This window comes from Nocardia sp. NPDC003999 (assembly GCF_053604885.1).
The window spans coordinates 1-22,929 of record NZ_JBSGIB010000028.1 but is presented as its reverse complement, the minus strand read 5'-3'; the positions used below and the strand labels follow the sequence as shown (position 1 = coordinate 22,929).

The following is a 22,929-nucleotide window of genomic DNA, read 5'->3' as shown; positions in this document are numbered from 1 at the left end:
ACCACCGGCCACAAGCCGAGCACATGGTGGCACCGACCGAAAAGGATCGCCCTGATGGTGTACTCCGCCTTCAACCGGAAGCCCGACGCCGACGCCGAACCGGCCGCCGCGCCGGACGTTCCAGCCGACCCCGCCGCCTTCGAAGCCGACCCGGCCCGCTGGTGGCGCACCCGCCTGCGCGCCCCGCGCGCCGCCGAGATCTCCGGTAACGCGCGGGTCCACGCGGTCGCACCGGTCCGCGCCGAGCGGGACCGCCGCGTCGTCCGCTCCTCGCCCGGCATACGCGCCGCGCTGTGGCAGCAGGCGTTGTTCTCGGCCCCCGATGTCGCAGGAGCGGGCACGCACCCGGCGCTGCGGCAGCAGATCGACGCGGAGGGCACGGCCTGATGACGGATTCCGGCCTCTTCCTCGCCGTCGAGGCGGCGGGGACCGGCGCGCACCCCGCGTCCTGGCGGCGTGCCGACTCACGCGCCGAAGACCTGTTCACCGGGCGGTACTGGGTCGATCTGATCGTCGCGGCCGAGCGGGCGGGCGTCGACGCGGTGTTCCTGCCCGACTCGTTCGGCTTGCAGCCCGGCGGCTCCGGCGCCACCCGGGGCAGGCTCGACGCGGTCGCGATCGCCGCCCGCGTCGCCGCCGCCACTCACCGCGTCGGCCTGATCCCGCAGGCGCCGGTCACCCACACCGAGCCGTTCCATCTGGCGAAGGCGTTCCAGAGCCTGGATTTCGCCACGCTCGGCCGGGCGGGCTGGGAGGTCACCGTTTCCGAAGGAGACGAGCAGGCGCGGGCGTTCGGACGCAAACCGGCACAGGAGGCGGCCGCGCTGTGGCACGAGGCCGACGAGGCGATCGATGTCGTCACCCGGCTGTGGGACAGCTGGGAGGACGACGCGGAGATCCGCGACGCCGCGACCGGCCGCTTCGTCGACCGGGACAAACTGCACTACATCGACTTCACCGGCGACAACTTCGCGGTGAAGGGGCCATCGATCACTCCGCGCTCGCCCCAAGGTCAGCCGATCGTCGCGGTGCGCGCAGACGGCGCGGCCGACACCGAGGTCGCGCTGCGCCGCGCCGACCTGATCCGGATCGACGCGGCGGATCTCGACGCGGCACGGACGCGGCGCACCGAAGTGCGTGCCGCGCTGACGGCCGCGGGACGCGACCCCGACAGCGTGCAGGTGCTGCTGGATCTGGACATCCATCTGGCGGACTCCCCGGACACGGCACGCGTGGATGTCCACACTCTGGACAGCTGGGCCGACCCGGTCCGCACCCCCGCGCCGACCGCCCTGCGCCACGTCGGGACCACCGCGACGCTGCGTGAACTGCTCGCGGACGTGGCCGCCGCCGAGGCCGCCGACGGCGTGGTCCTGCGCCCCCTCGCGCTTCCCGCCGCCGTGCGCCAGCTGCCCGCACTGGACCGGAAACCGCTGCCCGCGGGCACTTTACGCGCTCGCCTCGGCCTGCCCCGCCCGGCGAGCCGCTACGCCACCAGCACGGAAGGCACGCTGTCGTGACCGACAAGCCCCGCAAGCCCGTCCACCTCGCCGCCCACTTCCCCGGCGTGAACAACACCACCGTCTGGAGCGATCCCGAGTCGGGCAGCCAGATCGATTTCGCGTCGTTCGAGCATCTGGCGCGGACCGCCGAGCGCGGCCTGTTCGACTTCTTCTTCCTCGCCGAAGGACTGCGTCTGCGCGAACACCTCGGCCGCATCCACGATCTGGACGTCGTGGGCAGGCCGGACACCTTCACCGTGCTCAACGCGCTGGCCGGGGTGACCGAGAAGCTCGGCCTTGCCGGCACCATCAACAGCACCTACAACGAACCGTTCGAGCTGGCCAAGCAATTCGCCTCGCTCGACCACCTCTCCGGCGGGCGCGCGGCCTGGAACGTCGTGACCTCCTCCGACGCGTTCACCGGTGCGAACTTCCGGCGCGGCGGCTATCTCGAGCACGGGCAGCGCTACCGCCGCGCGGCCGAGACCGTCGAGGTGACCCGGGCGTTGTGGGACAGTTGGGCCGCGGACTCCCTGGTCGTCGATCGGGAGGCCGGGGTGTTCGCCCGCGACATCCCGGAAACCCGGCATCGCGGAACGCAATTCGACATCGCCGCCCGATTCGTGCTCCCGCCGAGCCCGCAAGGCCACCCGGTGCTGCTGCAGGCGGGCGACTCCGACGACGGCCGGGAATTCGGCGCGGCCACGGCCGACGCGATCTTCACCGGCCACGGCGCCCTGGCGGACGGGCAGCGCTTCTACGCCGATCTCAAGGGCCGCCTGGCCAAATACGGGCGCACCCCCGACGAGCTGAAGATCCTCCCGGCCGCGACCTTCGTCCTCGGAGACACCGAGGCCGAAGCCGAGGAGCGCGCCCGGCACATCCGCCTGCAGCAGGTCGGTCCGCAGACCGCGATCGCCTTCCTCGAGCAGGTCTGGGGCCGCGACCTCTCCGGCTACGACCCGGACGGCCCGCTGCCGGAGGTCGAGCCCGCCGACGACGTCACCGTCACCCGCGGCCGCGTACGGCACGCCAAGGACCCCCGGGCGGTCGCCGAGGCTTGGCGGGCCAAGGCGGAAGCGGGCGGGCTAAGCATCCGGGAGCTGATCATCGAGGTCACCGCGCGCCAGCAGTTCATCGGCACGCCCGCGTCGGTCGCCGAGCAGATCGACACCTATGTGCAATCCGACGCCGCCGACGGATTCATCCTGGTCCCGCACCTCACCCCGCACGGGCTCGACGAGTTCGTCGACCGGGTCGTCCCGGAACTCCAGGAGCGCGGCAGCTTCCGCACCGAGTACGCCGGAACCACCTTGCGCGACCACCTCGGCCTGCGCCATCCCCACCGTCGCACCACCGCCCACGAAGGAGCCATAGCGTCATGACCACCAGCATCACCAGCGTTTTCGAGACCGAGTGGGCGCGCTGGCACCACGCGCGCGAGGACCAGTTGCGCGACCCGCTCGGCTTTCTCAGCCTGACCGGGCTGCACTGGCTCACCGACCGCCCCGAGCGGCTGCCGGATGTCCCCGGCACCTGGTGGGTCACCGACGAGAAGGTGTTCATCACCGCCCAGCCCGCCGACCGGCTGGAGTACGACGGGCTCGGCATCGCCGGCGTGCAGATCGTCACCCCCGCCGAAGGCGCGCCCGGACTGCACGTCCGGCAGGAGCGCCGGGTGCTCGAGGTGATCCGCCGCGCAGGTCGCTACGCCGTCCGGGTGCACGACCCGGCCTCCCCCGCCCTGCTCACCTTCGACGGCATCCCGTCGTATCGACCCGATCCACGCTGGGTGCTCTCCGGGCGGTTCACCCCGTTCGAGGAACAGCGGACCGTGGTCACCGGCGCGGTGATCGAGGGACTCGAACACCACCACAGCGCCGCGGGCACCATCGAATTCCGCATCGGCGAGGTGACCGAACGGGTCGTCGCGTTCGGCGACCGGAACGACCTGCGCGTGCTGTTCACCGACGCGACCAGCGGTGTGACGACCTACCCGGCCGCACGGTCACTGACCGTGGGCGCACCGGAGGCGGACGGCACGGTGGTGCTGGACTTCAACCGCGCGGCGAATCTGCCGTGCGCGTTCACCGATTTCGCGACCTGCCCGGTGGCGCCCGCGCAGAACCGGCTGCGCGTGGCCATCGAAGCGGGCGAGCAGGATCCGCGGCAGGGGCGTGCGGCGTGAGCGGGTCCGTTCCCCTATCGATCCTGGACCTGTCCCCGATCAGCGCGGGCTCCACCGCGCAGCAGGCGCTGCGCAACACCGTCGATCTGGCCCAGCACGCCGAACAGTGGGGCTACCACCGGTACTGGCTGGCCGAGCACCACTTCGTCAGGGTGGCCAGTTCCTCCTCGATCACCCTGATCGGCTTGGTCGCCGCGGCCACCAAGCGCATCCGCGTGGGTTCGGCGGCCGTGCAGGTAGGTCATCACACCTCGGCCTCGATCGTGGAGGCGTTCGGCACGATCGACGCGCTGTACCCGGGCCGGCTCGACCTGGGGCTGGGCCGGTCGGGTCATCGGCGCAGCCAGTTCGGGGCCGAAGCCGGGCGCAACAAGGGCGGTAAACCGGTGGTCGACGCGGTGACCGGGCGCACCGAGATCCGCGACGGCGTGGTCGTTCCGCCGCCGTTCGACCCGGGCCGCATCCTGGACCGGTCGAAATTCATCGCCTCGGTGGGCGCGTTGCAGCAGCGCGGCGCGGAGCCGCTGGATTTCGCCGAGCAGATCGGCGAGGTGCGCGCCCTGTTGGCCGGTAGTTTCGTCAGCCCGGAAGGCGTTGCGCTGCACGCTGTTCCCGGTGAGAACGCACAGGTACGGCTGTGGCTGTTCGGCAGTACCGGCGGCGAGAGCGCGGAGCTGGCCGGGCGGCTGGGGCTGCCGTTCGCCGCGGCATATCACGTCTCGCCGGGCACCGCGCTGGACGCGATCGAGGCGTATCGCGCGGCGTTCCGCCCGTCCGCCGACTCGGCCGAGCCGTACGTGGTGATCTCCGCGGACGTGGTCGTGGCCGAGGACGACGCGACCGCACAGCGGCTGGCCGCCAGTTACGGTCACTGGGTGCACAGCATCCGCAGCGGGGCGGGAGCGGCCGACTATCCCGATCCGGCGACCATCGCGCCGCTCACCGCGGAGCAGCGGCGTCTGGTCGACGACCGCCTTGCCACCCAGTTCGTGGGATCACCCGGCACGGTCGCGGAACGGCTCGCCGCGCTGCAACGCGTCAGCGGGGCGGACGAGTTGCTCGTCACCACGATCACTCATCAGCACGCCGATCGGCTGGAATCGTATCGGCTGCTCGCCGAGGCATGGGGACTGCGCGCGGCTCGCGCCGCCTGACCAGGGCCCTGCCGGTGCGTCCTCGTGCGCACCGGCAGACTCCGGGATCATCTCGCCCGGGTTCCGTCGATCGGCGTCCGGCTGGCCGCACCGGCACCGGCACCGCGCGCTACCGCTGAACGCCGACTCGGCTCGACGCGTGTTCCGGATACTCACCAGACCGGTGATCGCCGACTCGGCTCGGCCGCACCGGCACCGGAGCACCGCCCGCTACCACTGAACGCCGATTCGGCCCGACGCGTGTTCCGGACACTCGCCCGACCGGTGATCGCCCACTCGGCTCGACGCGCACGTTCCGGACGACCGCCCGACCGGTGATCGGCCGTTCGACTCGACACGCATTCCGGACGACCACCCGTACGCGCACCGCTGAACACCGCCGGCTCGACGCGCCGTGATCAGAGGACCCCGTGCGCGGTCAGGCGCTGACCGGAGTAGCCGTGACGCCGTAACCGAGGTTGGTCAGTACCTCACTGGTCGCCTTGGCGAAATTGAGCGTGATGAAATGCAGGCAGGGCGCGCCCTCGTCGATCAGCCGCTGGGCGATCTCGGTGGCGATCTCGATGCCCGCCGCGCGCACCGCCGCGGCGTTCTCCTCACCGTCGTCGCCCGCCGCCTTGCGCAGCCGGTCCAGCACGGCGGCGGGCAGCGGCCTGCCACACAGCTCCTCGGCGCGCTGCACCGTGCGCAGCGACGTGATGGGCATCAGCTCCGGAATGATCGGCTTCGCGCCCTCGATCGGGTCGAGCGCGACGAGACGATCGCGCAGACGCAGATAGTGCTCGACGTCGAAGAACATCTGAGTGATCGAATACTCCGCTCCCGCACGCAGTTTCGCGGCCAGGAACGCGGTGTCGGTCGCCAGGTCCGGCGAGCGGTGGTGGCCCTGTGGGAAGGAGGCCACGCCGACGTGGAAATCGCCGAGGTCGCGCACGATGCGCACCAGCTCCTCGGCGTAGGAGACGCCGTCGGGATGCTTGTGCCACTCGCCGAGGGGGTCACCGGGCGGGTCGCCGCGCAGCACCAGGATGTTGCGGATGCCCGAGTCGGCGTACGCGCCGACCAGCGAGCGCAGCTCCGCGACGCTGTGCTCCACCGCGGTCAGGTGCGCGACCGGCAGCAGCGTCGTCTCCTGCGCCAGCTGCCCGGTCACGCGGACAGTGCGGTCGCGAGTGGAACCGCCCGCGCCGTAGGTCATCGATACGAACGCGGGGTGCATGCACTCGAACTGCCGGACGGCGCGCCACAGCCGCGCTTCGGCGGCGGCGTCGCGCGGCGGATTGAACTCCACGGAGAACGGCACCGCGTGCCCCGCGTGCGCCCGCAGACTCTCCACGACCGACGGTGTGGCGGAGACGTTCGGGTGCGTCCGGGACGCCCGGCCAGGGGTCGAGCCGCCCCGCACGTTGTCGAAAGTCACCGGTTCAGTGTAGAGGTGGCCGGTGGCGGCCCTGTCGGGTCGCTCGGACCCTCCGCGTATTCTTCGCATCGGGCGAGTTGTTCGCCACGCCGAGCGACACGCGCGACCGCCCCTCGCTCGGCCCCGAATCATCCGCAGCGCCCGGGCACCCTCCGCGACCCCGTGCGTCCACCATCCGCACGACCTTGGAGGCTCCTCTGTCCGCCGCAACCGGTACTCAGACGCCGCGCCCAGCGGTGCCGCAGCCGGGCACCCCCGCCTTCGTCACCGCCGTGGAAGACGCCCTGACCCATTTCTTCGCCACCCGCCGCTCGACGACCGAGCGCCTCGGGCCGGTCTTCGTCGAGGCCACCGACGCACTCGAGCAGTTCGTGCTCCGCGGCGGGAAACGCACCCGGCCGGCGTTCGCGTGGACCGGCTGGCTCGGAGCGGGCGGCGATCCGCACGCCCCCGACGCCGCCGCGGTGCTCACCGCGTGCTCCGCGCTCGAGCTCGTCCAGGCGTGCGCGCTGGTCCACGACGACATCATCGACTCCTCCCGCACCCGCCGCCGATTCCCCACCGTGCACGTCGACTTCGAGCAGCGCCACCGCGACCGCGGATGGTCCGGCGACTCGGCGCACTTCGGCGCCAGCGTGGCCATCCTGATCGGAGATCTGGCGCTGTCCTGGGCCGATGACATGGTGCACGCGTCCGGCCTCGCGCCCGCGGCCATCGCCCGGTTCGCGCCGGTGTGGGCCGACATGCGCACCGAGGTGCTCGGCGGCCAGCTGCTCGACATCAGCGGCGAGGCGGGCGGCGACGAATCGGTCGAGGCCGCGCTGCGGATCAACCGCTACAAGACCGCCGCCTACACCGTCGAACGCCCGCTGCATCTCGGCGCCGCGATCGCCGCCGCTGGTCAGGAGCTGATCGAGGCCTACCGCGAGTTCGGCACCGCGATCGGGATCGCCTTCCAGCTGCGCGACGACCTGCTCGGCGTGTTCGGCGATCCGGCGGTCACCGGCAAGCCCTCCGGCGACGACCTGCGCGAGGGCAAGCGCACCGTGCTGCTGGCCGAAGCGCTGCGACGCGCCGACGACGCCGATCCCGCCGCGGCCGCGCTGCTGCGCTCGAGCATCGGCACCGACCTGAGCGCGGAGCAGGTGCAGCGGCTGCGCGCTCTGCTGGTCGAACTCGGCGCGGTCGACGAAGTGGAGCGCCGCATCACCGAACTCACCGACACCGGCCTGGCGGCCATCGAGGCCAGCTCGGCGACGCCCGCGGCCAAGGAACGGCTGCGCGCCATGGCGCTGGCCGCCACCAAGCGTGCCGCGTGAGCGCCACGGCGAGGAGACTCCGATGAGAACCGTTGCGGGACCGACCGATCGCGTCGTGGTGGTCGGTGCGGGACTGGCCGGGCTTTCGGCCGCCCTGTATCTGACCGGTGCGGGTCGCACGGTGACGCTGCTCGAGCGGGCCGACCACCCCGGTGGCCGGGTCGGACGCTACCGGGGCGCCGACTACGACATCGATTCCGGCGCCACCGTCCTCACGCTGCCCGAACTGATCACCGACGCGCTCGCCGCCGTCGGCCGCGCCCCGGAGACCTGCGTGCCCCCGCTGCGCATCCACCGGCTGGCTCCTGGCTATCACGCCCGGTTCGCCGACGGCGCCGAGATCAGGGTCTTCGCCGATCCGGACGCGATGGCCGCGGAAGTCGAGCGGGCCTGCGGCCCGGCCGAGGCACGGGGATACCGGCGGCTGCGCGCCTGGCTGGCGCGGATCTACGCGGCCGAGTTCACCGAGTTCATGGACACCAACTTCGACTCGCCGCTGGATATGGTGCGCGTCCCCGAGAAGCGCCGCGCCCTGGCCGAATTGGTGCGACTCGGCGGCTTCGGCAGGCTCGGTCCCCGGGTGCGCGGGTTCCTGCGGGACCCGCGCCTGGCGCGACTGTTCACCTTCCAGGCGCTCTACGCGGGCATGCCGCCCGCGCGGGCGCTCGCCGTGTACGGCGCGATCCCGCACATGGACACCTCGCTCGGCGTGTATTTCCCCGAGGGCGGGATGCGGGCGATCGCCGCTGCGCTGGCGCAGGCGTTCACCGAGGCGGGCGGCACGCTGGAACTGAACGCCGAAGTGGTCGGGATCGACTACGCGGACCGCCGCGCCCGGCGCGCTCGCACCGCCGACGGGCGTTCGTTCGACTGTGACGCGCTGGTGCTCACCGCAGATCTCGGCTCGCTCGACCGGCTCGGCGTGCGGCCCCGGCGCGGGCTGCGCGCTTCGCCGTCGGCGGTCGTCGCGCACGGCACCGTCCCCGCCGCCGTCGCGGCGGACTGGCCGGTGCAGGCCCACCACACCATCGAGTTCGGGCAGGCCTGGGATCGGACATTCGCCGAGATCACGGCCCGCCGGGGCCACGGCAGGCTGATGAGCGACCCCTCGCTGCTGCTGACCCGGCCCGCGCTGACCGATCCGAGCCTGTTCATCGAACGCGCAGACGGACGTCACGAGCCGTTCTCCCTGCTGGCGCCGTGCCCGAATCTTTCGGCGGCGCCGCTGGACTGGCCGCGTCTCGGCCCCGCCTATCTCCGCGAGCTGCTCGCCGTGCTGGAAGCGCGCGGTTATCGGGGCATCGCCGAGCATTTCGCCGTCGACCGGCTCGACACACCGCGGACGTGGCTCGACCGCGGCATGCTCGCGGGCACACCGTTCTCCGCCGCTCACCTCTTCCGCCAGACCGGTCCCTTCAGGCCGAGCAATTTCCCGCGTTCCAGCGACAACGTGGTTATCGCTGGTTGCGGCACCACTCCTGGCGTGGGCGTGCCGACCGCCCTGCTCTCCGGAAAACTGGCGGCAAACCGTATTGCCCGCGCGATCGCGCCCACTTCGCCTGGAACCCCGCGCACCAGCCGGATAGTGTTCGAGGCGACGCCGTAAACTAAGCGCCGACCTATTCGCTCGCGGTTGCGACCGCCGACCATTCGGGGGGACCGACACCAGATGGCATCCCCCGAAACGCGCACCGCAGAGGCCGCCTCCGCCGGTGACGTCCGCTCCTCGTCGCCCGCCTCCGCAGGTCGCGAATCGGCCACCCCTCGCGGTGTCCTGTGGTGGGTCCGCACCTCCGCCGACTTCGCCAGAAGCCCCGAGGGCCATGCCGCACTGCTCGGCTTCTTCGGCGCGATCATGATCATGTTCGGCGGGTTCGGCGCGGGCAGCGTCCGCAAGCGGGACCCGCTGCTCGAAGCCATGCACCTGTCCTGGCTGCGGTTCGGCCACGGCTACGCGCTGTCGACCATCTGCATCTGGATCGGCGTGCTGCTCATGATCACCGCGTGGGTGCGGCTCGGGCGCGCCACGATCGGCACGGGCGACCGGACCGACGCCGAGGTGACGCTGAACGAGTTGCGCGCCATCGTCGGCATCTGGATCGCGCCGCTGCTGTTCGCCGTGCCGATGTTCAGCCGCGACGCCTACTCCTACCTCGCACAGGGCGCGCTGCTGCGCGACGGCTTCGACCCATACCAGGTCGGTCCGGTGGCGAATCCCGGTGTGCTGCTGGACAACGTGAGCCCCGTGTGGACCACCACCACCGCGCCGTACGGCCCGGTGTTCCTGCTGCTCGGGCGCGCGATCACCGCCGTGACCGGCGACAACGTGGTGGCGGGCACCATCGCGATGCGGCTGGTCATGCTGCCCGGCCTGGCGCTGATGATGTGGGCGGTGCCGTATCTGACCAAGCACCTCGGCGGCAAGCCGACCGTCGCGCTGTGGCTGGCGGTGCTCAACCCGCTGGTACTCATCCACCTGATCGGCGGCGTGCACAACGAGATGCTGATGGTCGGCCTGATGTGCGCGGGTATCGCGCTGGTGCTGGAGCGCCACCATGTTGCGGGCATCGTCGTCGTCGCCATCGGCGTGGCCATCAAGGCCACCGCGGGTGTGGCGCTGCCGTTCCTGGTCTGGATCTGGATGTTGCACGAACGCGAACGCCGCGCCGCGCAGCGGGTCGGGCGCGACCCGGCGCACCTGCCCGCCAGTGAGCAACCCGGCGACGCCGCGGAGCCCACCGAGGACATGCCACATCCCGCACTCATGTTCGGCAAGATCGCGGGGCTCGGTCTGAGCGTGTTCGCGGTCGTCTTCGTCGCCGCCTCGGCCATCGCGGGCGTCGGCATCGGCTGGCTGACGGCGTTGTCCGGGTCCAAGAAGATCATCAACTGGCTGTCGCTGCCGACCGTGATGGCGCACGCGGTCACCTGGATCACCCCGCTGCGGCTGGAATCGGTGCTCGAGGTGACCCGCGCGATGTGCGCGCTGGCCCTGGTCGCGGTGCTCGCGTGGACCTGGTGGCGGTTCCGGCACAGCGAGCGGGAGGCGGTGCTCGGCATCCTCATCGCGTTCGTCGCGATCGTCATCCTGTCGCCCGCCGCACTGCCCTGGTACTACTCGTGGCCGCTGGCGCTGGCCGCCGGGTTCGCGCTGTCCACCACGACGCTGATGGCGCTGGTCGGCTTGTGCACCTGGCTCATGCTGGTCTTCCAGCCGGACGGTTCGATCGGCCTGTACAACTTCTGGCACGTCGTCGCCGCCACGTTCGCCGCGGTCGTGGCGGCGCTGTCGCTGCGCACGGTGGACCCGCTGCGCCTGCGCGCCACGCCGCCGGGCGATGTCGCGGCCACGCCCGGCGAGGCCACCGCTTCGCGCGCCGCCACACCATGACCGAGGACCGCCTACCGGGTTCCGCGCTGCTGCCGCTCGCCTACCGCGAGTGCAGGCAGATCGCGGCCACCCATGGCCGCACCTATTTCCTGGCCACCCGGCTGCTGTCGGCCGAACGACGACCCGCCGTGCACGCGCTGTACGCGTTCGCGCGCATGGTGGACGACGTCGTCGACCGGGCGGGCCGTCCCGCCGCGGCACACGATCGCGACCCGGCCGCGGAACTCGATCTGATCGAACGGGACCTGCGGGCCGCACTGGAATCGCGCCCCGGCAGCGCGAGCGCGGCACCGCACGCTTCTTCCGCCGACCGGCAGAACGACCGGAGCTGGGAATCGGGTCCGCGGCCGCGCGCCCTCGTCCTGGCGGCGGTCACCCACACCATCCACCGTTACGACATTGCCGCGCAGCACTTCTGGACGTTCCTGGATTCCATGCGAATGGACGCGCCTGGCGCCCCGGCGTTCCGTAATCGCTACGCCACCATGGCGCAGCTGCGCGAATACATGCGCGGCTCGGCGGCCGCGATCGGCTTGCAGCTGCTGCCGGTGCTCGGCACGGTCGTCCCGGTGTCCGCGGCCGAGCCCGCCGCCGCCGCGCTGGGCGAGGCGTTCCAGCTGACCAACTTCCTGCGCGACGTCGCGGAGGATCTCGACCGCGACCGCGTCTACCTACCCGCCGACGCCCTCGCCGCGTTCGGCGTCGACGACGCCCTGCTGTTCGAATGTCGCCGCACCGGCCGGACCGATCCGCGCGTCCGACGTGCCCTCGCCCATCTCATCGCGGTCAACCGCGACCTCTACCGCCGCGCCGAACCCGGCATCGACCTGCTCGAACCGCGAGTACGCCCCGCCATCCGCACCGCGGCCACCCTCTACTCGGACATCCTGCACCACATCGAGCGCAGCGACTACGCCGTCTTCGGCCACCGCGCGGTAGTCCCCCGCCACCACCGCCTCCGCATAGCCGCCACCGAATTCACCACCGCCACACTCCGTGGCCGCCTCACCCGCTGACCACGGCCCCGATTCTTTCGGCACTGGTCCGATTGCAGCTTCACGATCCATCCCTCCTCCGAGCGACGGCCCAGACAAGACGCCACCATCAGCGCCCCGCCACCGCCAACGAGGCCTCGCCCTGTCCAACGTAAGAGCACCAGCCCAACCTCCGAGCGCGGCCGAACCGACACGCCGCGCCGCGGTGCCCCCAGCGAGGACCTCCAGGCCGCTCGGCAACCGCGAAACCCCTGGTAGCGACGTCACCACCCGACACAACCACACACACCTCGACCACAGGATCCGAGCGACGCGACACCGAGCACCACCACGCAAGCTCAATAGAACAGGCACAGCAGCCGCACCGATGCCACCCCCACGGAAATCAGCCCTGCGACAACCGCGAAACCCCTGGTAGCGAGGTCACCACCCGACGCACACCAGCTCAACCACAGGATTCGAGCGCAGCGAGACCGCGCATGCGCCGCGCAAGCCCGGTAGAACCGGCACAACAGGGGCAGCAATCCCACCAGCGCGGACCTCGGGCCCGCGGCAACAGCGAAACCCCTGGTAGCGAGGTCACACCGGACGCAAGCACACCACCTCGACCACAGGTTTCGAGCGAAGCGAGACCGAGCCTGTTCCGTTCGCGGCCCGCGAGCCACAAGAGGGCCGCGAACACGCCGCGCCCGCGCGGCCAAAAACTCAGAACGGATCCGCGGCGGCCCGGCGCAGGACTTCGCGGGCAAGGGGCCCGTGCAGGGCGTCGACCGGCTTGCCGGGCAGGGTGTCGTCGTCGGTGAAGATCCACTCCAGGATCTCCTCGTCGGTGTACTTGGCGTCGCGCATCACGGTGATCAGGCCGGGCAGCGGCTTCACGACCGCGCCGGTGTCGTCGAAGAACCGCTCGGGGACACCCGCCACGCCTTCTCTGCGGACGGCGATCAATTGATGGTCGCGCAACATCTGGTGCACCCGGGTTACCACAAGCCCGAGTCGCTCGGCCACCTCCGGCAGCGACACCAGGGTCACCGACTGCGGAAGGACGTCGTCACTGCAGGGAAATGCACTCACCCGGACAACGGTAGACGGTCGCGCGCCGCACGTCGTGAGACACCCGGGGTGGTGCGAGTCGATACCATCGTGGGGGCCGCACGGAGCGGCTGACTTTGTGAAAGCCGGAGGACTTCTCTTGATCGGCCAGATGCTGGAAGGGCGCTATCGGATCGATGCGCCGATCGCCCGCGGCGGAATGTCGATGGTCTTCCGCGGGGTCGACACCCGCCTGGACCGGCCGGTCGCCATCAAGGTGATGGATCCGAAGTTCGCGGGCGACCCCCAGTTCCTGTCCCGATTCGAGTTCGAGGCGCGCGCGGTCGCCAAACTCAAGCATCCTTCTCTGGTCGCGGTGTACGACCAGGGCATCGACGGCGATCACCCCTTCTTGATCATGGAGCTGGTCGAGGGCGGCACGCTGCGCGAGTTGCTGCGCGAACGCGGCCCGATGCCGCCGCACGCCGTGCGCGCTGTCGCCGAACCCGTACTCGCGGCCATCGGCGTCGCGCACTCCGCGGGACTGGTGCACCGCGACATCAAGCCGGAGAACGTGTTGATCTCCGACGCGGGCGAGGTGAAGATCGCCGATTTCGGTCTGGTGCGCGCGGTGGCGGCGGCGAACACCACATCGGCGAGCGTCATCCTCGGCACCGCCGCCTATCTGTCGCCCGAGCAGGTCACCAGCGGTTCCGCCGACTCGCGCAGCGACGTCTACTCCTTCGGCGTGCTGATCTTCGAGTTGCTCACCGGCCGGGTTCCGTTCACCGGCGACACGTCGATCTCGGTGGCCTATCAACGCATCGAGAACGATGTGCCGAGTCCGAGCGCTTTCATCTCCGGGGTACCGCCCGAGTTCGACGAACTGGTCGCCAAGGCGACCGCGCGCGAACCCGCGCACCGGTTCGCGGACGCGAACGAGATGGCGGCCGCGCTGCGGCTGATCGGCGCCGAGCTGCGGCTACCCGCCTATCGGGTGCCCGCGCCGCAGGACTCCGCCGAGCATCTCAGCGCCGGCTACCGAGCCGTGCAGCCGGATCGCGACGACCAGCCCGGCTTCGCCGGGGCGTCTGCCCACCCGCCGCAGCCGGTGCAGCACACCAGAGTGGTCACCGCCCAGCGGCCCCGCATCGACCACGACGCGCCGGATGCCTACGACCGGCCGCAACCGGTGCGCCAAGCGCATCCCGCGGCGCCGTATCCGCCGTATTCCGACGACATCAACCGCTCGCGGCGCACGGTCTGGGTGTGGGTGGCCATCGTCGCGGTTCTCACACTGCTGGTCGGCATCGGCGGCTGGTGGCTCGGTGTCGGCCGCTATTCGGCGGTGCCACCCATCGCGGGGCTGGACACCGACAAGGCGGTCGCCACCCTGCAGAATGCCGGCTTCGAGACCGAGATCCGCCAGAAGGCGTCGGACGCGATCCCGGTCGGCGGCGTGGTCGGCAGCGACCCTTCGGCCGGATCCAAGATCACCAAAGGGTCGACGGTCGCCGTCCTGGTCTCCAACGGCAAGCCGAAGGTGCCGGACGTCAAAGCGGGTGACCAGGTGTCGAAGGTCAACCAGTTGATCCGGGACAACGGCCTGCAACCGGTCGACGCGGGCGAGGTGTCCAATACCGCGCCCAAGGGGACGGTCGCCCGGGTGGAACCGAACCCGGGGACCGTGCTGCCTCTTGGCGCGCAGGTGAAGGTATACCGCAGCAAGGGTTCCCAGCCGGTGAAGGTTCCCGACGTGCGCGGCAAGTCGACCGACGAAGCCACCAAGATCCTCACCGCCGCCGGCATCGCGGTGCGTGAGACCAAACCTCAGTTCGACCGCAGCGTCGAGGCGGACAAGGCCATCGGCACCCAGCCGGGCGCGGGCGCAACCATCCAATCGGGCGACGGCGTCGTCCTGCTGATCTCCAACGCTTTGAAGATGCCCGACGTCCGCGGGTGGACCGTGGCCAACGCCCGCGCCAAGCTGGAGAGTCTCGGTTTGCGGGTCGAGGTGAAGCAGTTGGCGCGCGCGGACAGCTCCCTGGTGGTCTCACAGACTCCGGCCATCGGGGTCAACCTGGAGGCGGGCGACACGGTCACCATCGTGGCCCTTCCCTAGCGGAAAGCGCACCGGCCGCGGGTCAGGGAAGACCGCGCGGCCGGGGATCGGACCTCAGCGCAGCATTTCGGCGACGAGGAACGCCAACTCCAGCGACTGCTGAGTGTTCAGCCTGGGGTCGCAGGCGGTCTCGTAGCGGCCGGACAGATCGAGGTCGGAGATGTCCTGGGCGCCGCCGAGGCATTCGGTGACGTCCTCTCCGGTGAGTTCGATGTGCATGCCGCCGGGATGCGTGCCGAGCGCGTGGTGCACCTCGAAGAAGCCCTGCACCTCGTCGACGATGCGGTCGAAGTGGCGGGTCTTGAAGCCGGTGGACGACTCGTGGGTGTTGCCGTGCATCGGGTCGCACTGCCAGATCACCTGGTGACCGGTGGCCTGCACCTTCTCGATGATCGGCGGCAGCACGTCGCGGACCTTGCTGTGGCCCATGCGGGACACGATGGTCAGCCGGCCCGGCTCGTTGTTCGGGTCGAGCCGCTCGACGTACTCCACGGCCTGCTCGGGCGTGGTGGACGGGCCGATCTTCAGGCCGATCGGGTTGGCCAGCAGTTCCGCGAACGCGATGTGCGCGCCGTCGAGCTGGCGGGTGCGCTCGCCGATCCAGAGGAAGTGCGCCGACAGGTTGTAGAGCACCGGCTCGCCGATCGCGTTCTCGCTCAGGCGCAGCATGGCGCGCTCGTAGTCCAGCACGAGCGCTTCGTGGCTGGCGTAGATGCGGGCCGACTTCAGGCTCGGGTCGTTCACCCGGCACGCGGTCATGAACCTCAAGCCGCGGTCGATCTCCTCGGCCAGCGCCTCGTAGCGCGCGCCAGCGGGCGATTTGGCCACGAAGTCGCGGTTCCAGTCGTGCACCTTGTGCAGGTCGGCCATGCCCGCGCCGGTCAGCGCGCGCACCAGGTTCATTGCCGCACTCGCGTTGGCGTAGGCCCGGACCAGGCGCGACGGGTCGTGCTCGCGCAGCGCGGCGTCGGCGACCAGCGAGTTCACCATGTCGCCGCGGTAGGACTTGAGCCCGCGCGAATCGGTGTCCGAGGAGCGCGGTTTGGCGTACTGGCCCGCGATCCGCGCGACCTTCACCACCGGCAGGCTCGCGCCGTAGGTGAGCACCACCGCCATTTGCAGAAGAGTACGAATATTGCCGCGAATGTGCGGCTCGGTGTTGTCGGCGAAGGTCTCCGCGCAGTCGCCGCCCTGCAGGAGGAACGCTTCACCGCGGGCCACCTCGGCCAGCTGGCCACGCAGCTCCTCCACCTCGGCGGGCACGCAAATCGGCGGGACGCTCTCCAGCACTGTGCGCATGTTGGCCGCCTGCTCCGGATCCCAGGACGGCTGCTGCAGCGCGGGCCGCGCCAGCGCGTCGTCCAACCGCCTGCGCAGCTCGGTGGGCAGCGGCGGCAGTTCCGGCAGGCGATCGATGGGTACGTCGACGGTCCAGTTCACGAGTTCAGAATACGGACCGCACGCCCCGTGGGGACACCCAGTCCCAGGGCTGGAATCGCTCCACCCAGGGTGAATGTGTTCTGCCCAGCGGGTGCCGCCGCGGAGCAACACCGTGTGGTTCGATTTGTCGTCTTCAGCGCCATCGCGGAATTCGAGGATTTTCGGTTGCCCGACTTGATACCGGCGATATGACGAAAATCCATTTCCGAAGGATTCTTCTATCCAGTTTCCAGGGCAGGATTCTCTCCTTGCCACACGGCCCTCGCGCTCGTACCCTCCGTGCACGACCTTCTACACTGCATACGAGAACACCAGCCATTCCGCACCCAATTGCTGCCGAAATCCCTGCCAGCGCAGATATCAGAGAGGCACAGTGCTTGAGATATTTTTATGACTGCGAATTCATCGAGGACGGAGTGACCATCGATCTGGTCTCCATCGGCGTCGTCTGCGAGGACGGCCGGGAGTACTACGCGGTGTCCACCGAATTCGATGCCGAACGTGCGGGGCCCTGGGTGCGCAAATTCGTACTGCCGCAGCTGCCTTCGCCCTCCTCTCCGCTGTGGCGCAGCCGCGACCGGATCCGCGACGAGCTGTACGCGTTCCTGGTGCCGCGGCCGACCGTGCAGCCGGAGTTGTGGGCCTGGGTGTCCGCCTACGATCACGTCGCCCTGTGCCAGTTGTGGGGCTCGATGGTCGATCTGCCCAACGCGCTGCCGCGCTACACCAACGAATTGCGCCAGCACTGGGAGTCGCACGGCCGTCCCGAACTTCCGCCGATCCCGCCGGACGCGCACGACGCGCTCGCCGACGCCCGGCACAACCTTGCCAAATTCGAGGCAATCGAGGCCGCACGCCGCGCGGCGCCACGCCTCTGACATAGGCGGCATAGACGCGAAAAGGCCCCGAGTCGTATTCGACTCGGGGCCTTTCCGTGGCCGGGGCGTCAGTGGCCGTGCTTGCCGTTCGCCGCCTCCTGCGCCTGCTGCAGCACCTTCAGCTGCTTGTGCTCTTCGGCGTGCTCGATCTCGAAGTGCTTGGCGCTCTCGTCCCGCGGATCCGCGCGCAGGAAGCTGCCGGTGCCGGGCTTGCCGGCCGAACCCAGCTTGCTCATCTTCTTCGGCACGGGCGCGCCCTGGTACTCCAGCGGGATCGGGTGGCCGTGGTCGTCGACCGGGCCGAGCGGCTGGTGCACCTCGATGTACTCGCCGTGCGGCAGGCGCTTGATCACACCGGTCTCGATACCGTGCTCGAGCACCGCCCGGTCGCTGCGCTGCAGGCCGAGGCAGAACCGGTAGGTGAGGTAGTACGCCACCGGCGGGGCGACGAGCAGGCCGATGCGGCCGATCCAGGTGGTCGCGTTCAGCGAGATGTCGAACTTCAGCGCGAGGATGTCGTTGACGCACGACAGCGTGAGCACCACATAGAACGCGATGGCCATCGCGCCGATCGCGGTCCGGACCGGGACGTCACGCGGACGCTGCAACAGGTTGTGATGCGCGGTGTTGTCGCCGGTGAGCCGCTTCTCGATCCACGGGTAGGCGATCAGCACCGTGAACACCAGGCCCATGATCAGCGCGACCCAGAAGACGGCGGGCACGGTGTAACGGCCCAGGTACAGCTCCCACGGCGGCATCAATCGCGCCATGCCGTCGGTCCACATCATGTAGAAGTCCGGCTGCGAACCCGCCGACACCTGCGACGGGTTGTACGGACCCAGGTTCCAGATCGGGTTGATCTGGAACACGCCACCCATGATGCCCACGATGCCGAGGGTGAAGGCGAAGAACGCGCCCTGGTCGGCGGCGAACACCGGCACGATCCGGGCGCCCACCACGTTGTTCTCCGTGCGGCCTGGGCCGGGGAACTGGGTGTGCTTCTGGTACCACACCAGCGCCACGTGCGCGGCGATCAACGCCAGGATGATGCCGGGGAACAACAGCACGTGCGCGATGTAGAGCCGCGGAATGATGATCTCGCCGGGGAAGTCACCGCCGAAGATCAGCCAGTGCATCCAGGTACCGACGATCGGGATGCTCATGGTGATACCGCCGAACGCGGCCCGCAGGCCGGTGCCGGAGAGCAGGTCGTCGGGCAGCGAGTAACCGAAGAAGCCCTCGAACATCGCCAGGATCAGCAGCAGCGAGCCGATCACCCAGTTCGCCTCACGCGGCTTGCGGAACGCGCCGGTGAAGAAGATACGGAACAGGTGGATGATGATCGACGCCGCGAACAGCAGGGCCGCCCAGTGGTGGACCTGCCGGACGAACAGACCGCCGCGGACCTCGAAGGTGATGTTCAGCGCGGTCTCGTAGGCGCGCGACATGGTCACGCCGCGCAGCGGCTGGTAGGCGCCGTTGTAGACGACCTCGCTCATCGAGGGATCGAAGAACAAGGTCAGGTAGACGCCCGACAGCAGCAGGATGATGAAGCTGTAGAGCGCGATCTCGCCGAGCAGGAACGACCAATGCGTCGGGAAGACCTTGTTGATCGACCGCTTCATGAACGCGGCGGCGCGGTAGCGCTCGTCCGCCTCGCTGGCTTGGGCTGCGACTGAAGGACTCATGAACGGCGCTCCCAGTAGGCCGGGCCGAGCGGCTCGATGAAGTCGCCGTTGGCGACCAGGAAGCCCTCAGCGTTGACGGTGATCGGCAGCTGCGGCAGCGCGCGAGCGGCGGGACCGAAGACCGGCTTGCCCCACTCGGTCGCGGAGAACTGCGACTGGTGGCAGGGGCACAGGATCCGGTTGGTCTGCTGCTCGAACAGCGAGGTCGGGCAGCCGAGGTGGGTGCAGATCTTCGAGTAGGCGAAGTAGTCGCCGTAGTTGAAGCTCTCCTGACCCTTGCGCTTGATCGCCTTCTGCGCGTCCTCGGTACGCAGGCGGATCAGCATGACGGCGTTGCGGATGCCGCGCAGCGACTGCAGGGTCGCGTGCTCGTCACCGCGCCACTTCTCCTTCCACGGGAACACCGTCTCCATGGCGCCCGCGTCCAGGTCCTCCGGACGCACCAGCACCACGTCCTCCGGGCGACCGGTGTCGCGGCGGATGTAGATGGTCTCGCCCGGGTAGTCCGGGGTCCAGCCGGAGACCCACAGCGGCGACTTGTCGCCCTTGGCCCACGGGTTCTTGATCAGACCGCCGACGAACACCAGCAGCGCGCCGACGCCGAGTACACCGACGCCCGCGCCCGCGGTGCGGGTGATCATCTTGCGGCGGCCGAGCGTGGAGGTGTCCAGCGCGTCCTGCAGCTCGGCGACCAGGGTGCGGCGCTCGACCTCCGGCGACGGACCGTCGTGCCGCTCCTGGATGGAGAGTTCGGCGGGGATGAACAGCTTGCGGATCAGCACGACCGCGACGCCGATGACCAGCACCGAGATGCCAAAGGTCAGGCCGACCAGCGGGGTGAACAGCGAGTAGAGCCCGTGGCCCTCCTCGTCCTTGGCCTTGAACTCCCACGGCCAGAACAGGAACACACCGACCAGCGCCGCGGCCGCGATGCCGGACACGGCGAACCAGAAGGTGACCGCGCGCTCGGCGCGCTTCTCCGCCCGGGTCCCGGGGATCGGGAAGCGCTCGCGGCGGTAGGCGACGTCGACGCCGTCGCGCTCGGTACCGAGCTTGACCAGCTCGTCACGCGACATCTTGTCGAGGTCCGCCTCGGTGGGCTCCGCCGGGTTGGCGTTCACCGACTGCTCCTTCGACAGATGCGCGTCGTGGCCCTCATCCGGCCGACCCATGTCGTCTCGCTCCTTCTCGCTATTGCTCATGACCTGGATCCGATCCACATCGCGGCGCCGACGACGAGCGTGATGCCGACCACCCAGATGGCGAGGCCCTCGGTCGCGGGACCGAACCCGCCGAGATCCCAGCCGCCCGGGCTGTGCTCCTCGGTCGCGTTCTTGACGTAGGCGATGATGTCGCGCTTCTCCTCCGCGCTCAGCTGGCGATCGGAGAACTTCGGCATGTTCTGCGGGCCGGTGATCATCGCGGCGTAGATCTGCTGCTCGCTCGCCGGCTCCAGCGGCGGCGCGAACTTGCCGGAAGACAGCGCGCCGCCGCGTCCGGTGAAGTTGTGGCAGGACGCGCAGTTCATGCGGAACAGCTCCGAGCCGCGGGCGATGTCGTCGCCGCGCATCGACTCCTGGGCGACCTCGCCGTTGGCGTCGCGGACCACGGTCGGACCGCCGCCGTGGGCAGCCACGAACGCGCTCAGCGCGTCGGTCTGGTGGGCGTCGAACTTCGGCGGTTTGCGCTGCGCCTGGGCCTCGTTACGGGCCATCGGCATGCGGCCGGAGGACACCTGGAAGTAGACCGCGGCCTCGCCGACGCCGATCAGGCTGGGACCACGGTCGGCCACACCCTGCAGGTTCGCGCCGTGGCAGGTGATGCAGGACGTGTCGTAGAGCTGCTCGCCCTCGCGGATGAGCGCGGACTGGTCCTCGTGCGCGGTGGCCCGCTGCGGGTCCGGCGTGAGGGCCGATGCCAGGAAGCCTGCTCCGACGAGGCCCACCAGCAGCGCAAGTCCGCCCGCGATGCGACGGCGAACGCGCCGCTGCCTGCGCGTCTTGCTGGCCTGGCCGTTCCCGGGGCTGGCGGGCTCTGGCGCTGACGGGGGAGATGAACTCATCTGTGTCCCTTTGGAGTAGACGGAACCGACTTGTGCGAAAGATCTCGGGTCGCGCCGCGCCCGCCGAGGCGGCGCGGCGACCACGATCAGCGGACGAAGTAGATCGTGGCGAACAACCCGATCCACACGATGTCGACGAAGTGCCAGTAGTAGGAGACGACGATCGCGGCGGTGGCCTGCGCGGGGGTGAACTTGCTGACCTTGGTGCGCATGAGCAGGAACACGAACGCGATCAGACCGCCGATGACGTGCAGACCGTGGAAGCCGGTGGTGATGAAGAACACCGAGCCGTAGGAGCTGCTGGAGATCGTGGTGCCCTCGTGCGCGAGGTTCATGTACTCGTAGCCTTGGCCGCCGACGAAGAACGCGCCCATGATCAGAGTGATGACGTACCAGCGGCGCAGGCCGAACACGTCGCCCTTCTCCGCGGCGAACACGCCCATCTGGCAGGTGAACGACGACGCGACCAGCACGGTCGTGACCGGCACTGCGAGCTTCAGGTTCAGCTCGGTCGGCTCCGGCGGCCAGTTACCGTGCGCCTGGGCGCGGGCGACGAAGTACATCGCGAACAGGCCGGCGAAGAACATCAGCTCGCTCGACAGCCAGATGATGGTACCGACGCTGACCATGTTGGGCCGGTTCAGCGAATGCACACGCTGGGTAATGGCCGATCCTGGGGTCCCTACTGCGGTCGTCACGGGGGTAAGTATGACTCGTCGTAGTACGACGGCAGTAGCCGGGTACGAAACTCGTTCCTCCGTGTCGGAAAACGCAGGGAGAGCGGGCTCTCGACCAGGCAGGGCCGGTACGAGCCGGATGCGCGAACCGGGAACGAGTCGCACGCGCGGACGAACGCCCGGCCAGCATGACAGGCGAGGGTAAGGAGAAGCTGAGATGAAGGTGAAGGCGACGCCGGGACTGTGGCGACGACTGTTCCGGCGGGACCGGGACACCGCTCTCGACCCGGACCGGGCGGACCTGGTCGTGGTCGCGTCGAGCTTCGACGACGCGGAGGCGTGTTCGGCCGCGCTGGCGCGCGCGACGGGGCTGGCACCGGATGCTCCCGCCGTGCTGCGGCATCACCTGCGCATCCCGCCCCGGCACGTACAGGCCGTCTGCGCGATCGCCGCGCAGGACGGCTACTCCCCCGCACCGCAGGTGAGCGGCCCGGGCACCGACGAGTTCGAGCCGCTGATCCTGCGGCGCGTGCAACTGCTCGACGCCCTGCACTGCTCCCAGGAGCGCTCCCGCATGGCCGGTCTCGCCCAACGCCACGACGGCCACGCCGACGGCTGGGACGCCCTGCAACCGAGCCCGCAGCCGTAACAGCCCCGCCGACCCGGGTTCCCCGACGACTCCGGCAGCGACAACTCGCACGTGTGACGAAGCCGTGGCCGAGCGAACACAACTCCCGAACCGCGCGCCCCGCCCCGGCCTCGACCACCAACGCGCCCAGCGCACCCCAACCACGTCTTTCGAGCGAAGCGAGACCGAGCATCCGCCGTTCGCGAGCCACAAAGGGGGCGACAACTCACGCGCGACGAAGCCGTGGCCGAGCCAGCACAACTCCCGAACCGCGCGCCCCGCCCGGCCTCGACCACCAACGCGCCCAGCGCACCCCAACCACGTCTTTCGAGCGAAGCGAGACCGGGCCTGTTCCGTTCGCGGCCCGGCTCGCGTTTGCGCGGCCGCCGCGTACGCGACGAAGGAGCAAGCGGCCACTGACACAACTGCAGCG

General features: G+C 70.0%; 19 protein-coding genes. 12 read left to right on the top strand and 7 right to left on the bottom strand.

Features of this window, described 5'->3' with window-relative positions:
* The first annotated feature begins 54 nt into the window (after positions 1-54).
* From ACWESM_RS33175 to ACWESM_RS33155, 5 genes are read left to right on the top strand one after another with little or no spacing between them, the layout of a single operon-like run.
* Positions 55-387, top strand: coding sequence for a hypothetical protein (locus ACWESM_RS33175; RefSeq protein ID WP_355079607.1), 333 nt, complete (start codon positions 55-57; stop codon positions 385-387).
* Positions 387-1,520, top strand: coding sequence for an LLM class flavin-dependent oxidoreductase (locus tag ACWESM_RS33170; protein ID WP_397281765.1), 1,134 nt, complete (start codon positions 387-389; stop codon positions 1,518-1,520). The genes ACWESM_RS33175 and ACWESM_RS33170 overlap by 1 nt, the downstream gene beginning before the upstream one ends.
* Complete coding sequence (locus tag ACWESM_RS33165) at positions 1,517-2,887, top strand: NtaA/DmoA family FMN-dependent monooxygenase (protein ID WP_452495137.1); 1,371 nt, start codon at positions 1,517-1,519, stop codon at positions 2,885-2,887. Before ACWESM_RS33170 ends, ACWESM_RS33165 begins: the two co-directional genes overlap by 4 nt.
* Positions 2,884-3,690 carry a DUF1684 domain-containing protein gene (locus ACWESM_RS33160; RefSeq protein ID WP_452495135.1) on the top strand — a complete coding sequence of 269 codons (807 nt, stop codon included), beginning with the start codon at positions 2,884-2,886 and terminating at the stop codon, positions 3,688-3,690. The genes ACWESM_RS33165 and ACWESM_RS33160 overlap by 4 nt, the downstream gene beginning before the upstream one ends.
* On the top strand, positions 3,687-4,844 hold the full coding sequence (locus ACWESM_RS33155; protein WP_355079600.1) for an LLM class flavin-dependent oxidoreductase: 1,158 nt from the start codon (positions 3,687-3,689) through the stop codon (positions 4,842-4,844). Before ACWESM_RS33160 ends, ACWESM_RS33155 begins: the two co-directional genes overlap by 4 nt.
* 418 nt (positions 4,845-5,262) lie before the next feature.
* On the opposite strand, the gene ACWESM_RS33150 is transcribed toward ACWESM_RS33155, so the two are convergent.
* Positions 5,263-6,264 (bottom strand): methylenetetrahydrofolate reductase, encoded by a 1,002-nt coding sequence (locus tag ACWESM_RS33150; RefSeq protein WP_355079598.1) that lies wholly within the window; start codon positions 6,262-6,264, stop codon positions 5,263-5,265.
* Between the two features lie 185 nt (positions 6,265-6,449).
* On the opposite strand from ACWESM_RS33150, the gene ACWESM_RS33145 reads away from it, so the two are divergent.
* The 4 genes from ACWESM_RS33145 (at position 6,450) to ACWESM_RS33130 (ending at position 11,990) form a co-directional block, all read left to right on the top strand.
* Positions 6,450-7,583 carry a polyprenyl synthetase family protein gene (locus ACWESM_RS33145; protein WP_397281772.1) on the top strand — a complete coding sequence of 378 codons (1,134 nt, stop codon included), beginning with the start codon at positions 6,450-6,452 and terminating at the stop codon, positions 7,581-7,583.
* Between the two features lie 22 nt (positions 7,584-7,605).
* Complete coding sequence (crtI, locus tag ACWESM_RS33140) at positions 7,606-9,189, top strand: phytoene desaturase family protein (protein ID WP_364437191.1); 1,584 nt, start codon at positions 7,606-7,608, stop codon at positions 9,187-9,189.
* A gap of 63 nt (positions 9,190-9,252) precedes the next feature.
* Entirely contained in the window at positions 9,253-10,974 is a 1,722-nt protein-coding gene (locus ACWESM_RS33135; RefSeq protein WP_355079595.1) for an alpha-(1->6)-mannopyranosyltransferase A, read from the top strand.
* Positions 10,971-11,990: a phytoene/squalene synthase family protein gene (locus ACWESM_RS33130; protein ID WP_355079593.1), complete on the top strand. Its 1,020-nt coding sequence runs from the start codon at positions 10,971-10,973 to the stop codon at positions 11,988-11,990. Before ACWESM_RS33135 ends, ACWESM_RS33130 begins: the two co-directional genes overlap by 4 nt.
* Before the next feature lie 684 nt (positions 11,991-12,674).
* Here the strand turns inward: ACWESM_RS33130 and ACWESM_RS33125 are convergent.
* Positions 12,675-13,043 carry an Rv2175c family DNA-binding protein gene (locus ACWESM_RS33125; protein WP_355079591.1) on the bottom strand — a complete coding sequence of 123 codons (369 nt, stop codon included), beginning with the start codon at positions 13,041-13,043 and terminating at the stop codon, positions 12,675-12,677.
* Between the two features lie 118 nt (positions 13,044-13,161).
* Here ACWESM_RS33125 and pknB point away from each other — a divergent pair, with 118 nt between their 5' ends.
* Positions 13,162-15,123, top strand: a complete 1,962-nt coding sequence (gene pknB / locus ACWESM_RS33120; RefSeq protein ID WP_364437197.1) for a Stk1 family PASTA domain-containing Ser/Thr kinase — start codon at positions 13,162-13,164, stop codon at positions 15,121-15,123.
* Between the two features lie 54 nt (positions 15,124-15,177).
* On the opposite strand, the gene ACWESM_RS33115 is transcribed toward pknB, so the two are convergent.
* A complete protein-coding gene (locus tag ACWESM_RS33115) occupies positions 15,178-16,563 on the bottom strand; it encodes a class II 3-deoxy-7-phosphoheptulonate synthase (protein ID WP_355079587.1) in 1,386 nt (461 codons plus the stop codon).
* Between the two features lie 377 nt (positions 16,564-16,940).
* On the opposite strand from ACWESM_RS33115, the gene ACWESM_RS33110 reads away from it, so the two are divergent.
* Positions 16,941-17,441 carry a polyadenylate-specific 3'-exoribonuclease AS gene (locus ACWESM_RS33110; RefSeq protein WP_355079585.1) on the top strand — a complete coding sequence of 167 codons (501 nt, stop codon included), beginning with the start codon at positions 16,941-16,943 and terminating at the stop codon, positions 17,439-17,441.
* A 68-nt stretch (positions 17,442-17,509) separates the two neighbouring features.
* Here the strand turns inward: ACWESM_RS33110 and qcrB are convergent, their stop codons facing one another.
* The 4 genes from qcrB to ctaE form a co-directional block, all read right to left on the bottom strand.
* Positions 17,510-19,129: a cytochrome bc1 complex cytochrome b subunit gene (gene qcrB / locus ACWESM_RS33105; RefSeq protein WP_452495131.1), complete on the bottom strand. Its 1,620-nt coding sequence runs from the start codon at positions 19,127-19,129 to the stop codon at positions 17,510-17,512.
* Positions 19,126-20,301 carry a cytochrome bc1 complex Rieske iron-sulfur subunit gene (gene qcrA, locus ACWESM_RS33100; RefSeq protein WP_355079687.1) on the bottom strand — a complete coding sequence of 392 codons (1,176 nt, stop codon included), beginning with the start codon at positions 20,299-20,301 and terminating at the stop codon, positions 19,126-19,128. The genes qcrB and qcrA overlap by 4 nt, the downstream gene beginning before the upstream one ends.
* A gap of 26 nt (positions 20,302-20,327) precedes the next feature.
* Positions 20,328-21,191, bottom strand: a complete 864-nt coding sequence (gene qcrC, locus ACWESM_RS33095) for a cytochrome bc1 complex diheme cytochrome c subunit (protein WP_355079581.1) — start codon at positions 21,189-21,191, stop codon at positions 20,328-20,330.
* An 86-nt stretch (positions 21,192-21,277) separates the two neighbouring features.
* Positions 21,278-21,889 (bottom strand): aa3-type cytochrome oxidase subunit III, encoded by a 612-nt coding sequence (gene ctaE, locus ACWESM_RS33090; RefSeq protein ID WP_039797061.1) that lies wholly within the window; start codon positions 21,887-21,889, stop codon positions 21,278-21,280.
* A 196-nt stretch (positions 21,890-22,085) separates the two neighbouring features.
* On the opposite strand from ctaE, the gene ACWESM_RS33085 reads away from it, so the two are divergent.
* Positions 22,086-22,517 carry a hypothetical protein gene (locus tag ACWESM_RS33085; protein WP_355079579.1) on the top strand — a complete coding sequence of 144 codons (432 nt, stop codon included), beginning with the start codon at positions 22,086-22,088 and terminating at the stop codon, positions 22,515-22,517.
* The last annotated feature ends 412 nt before the right edge of the window (positions 22,518-22,929 follow it).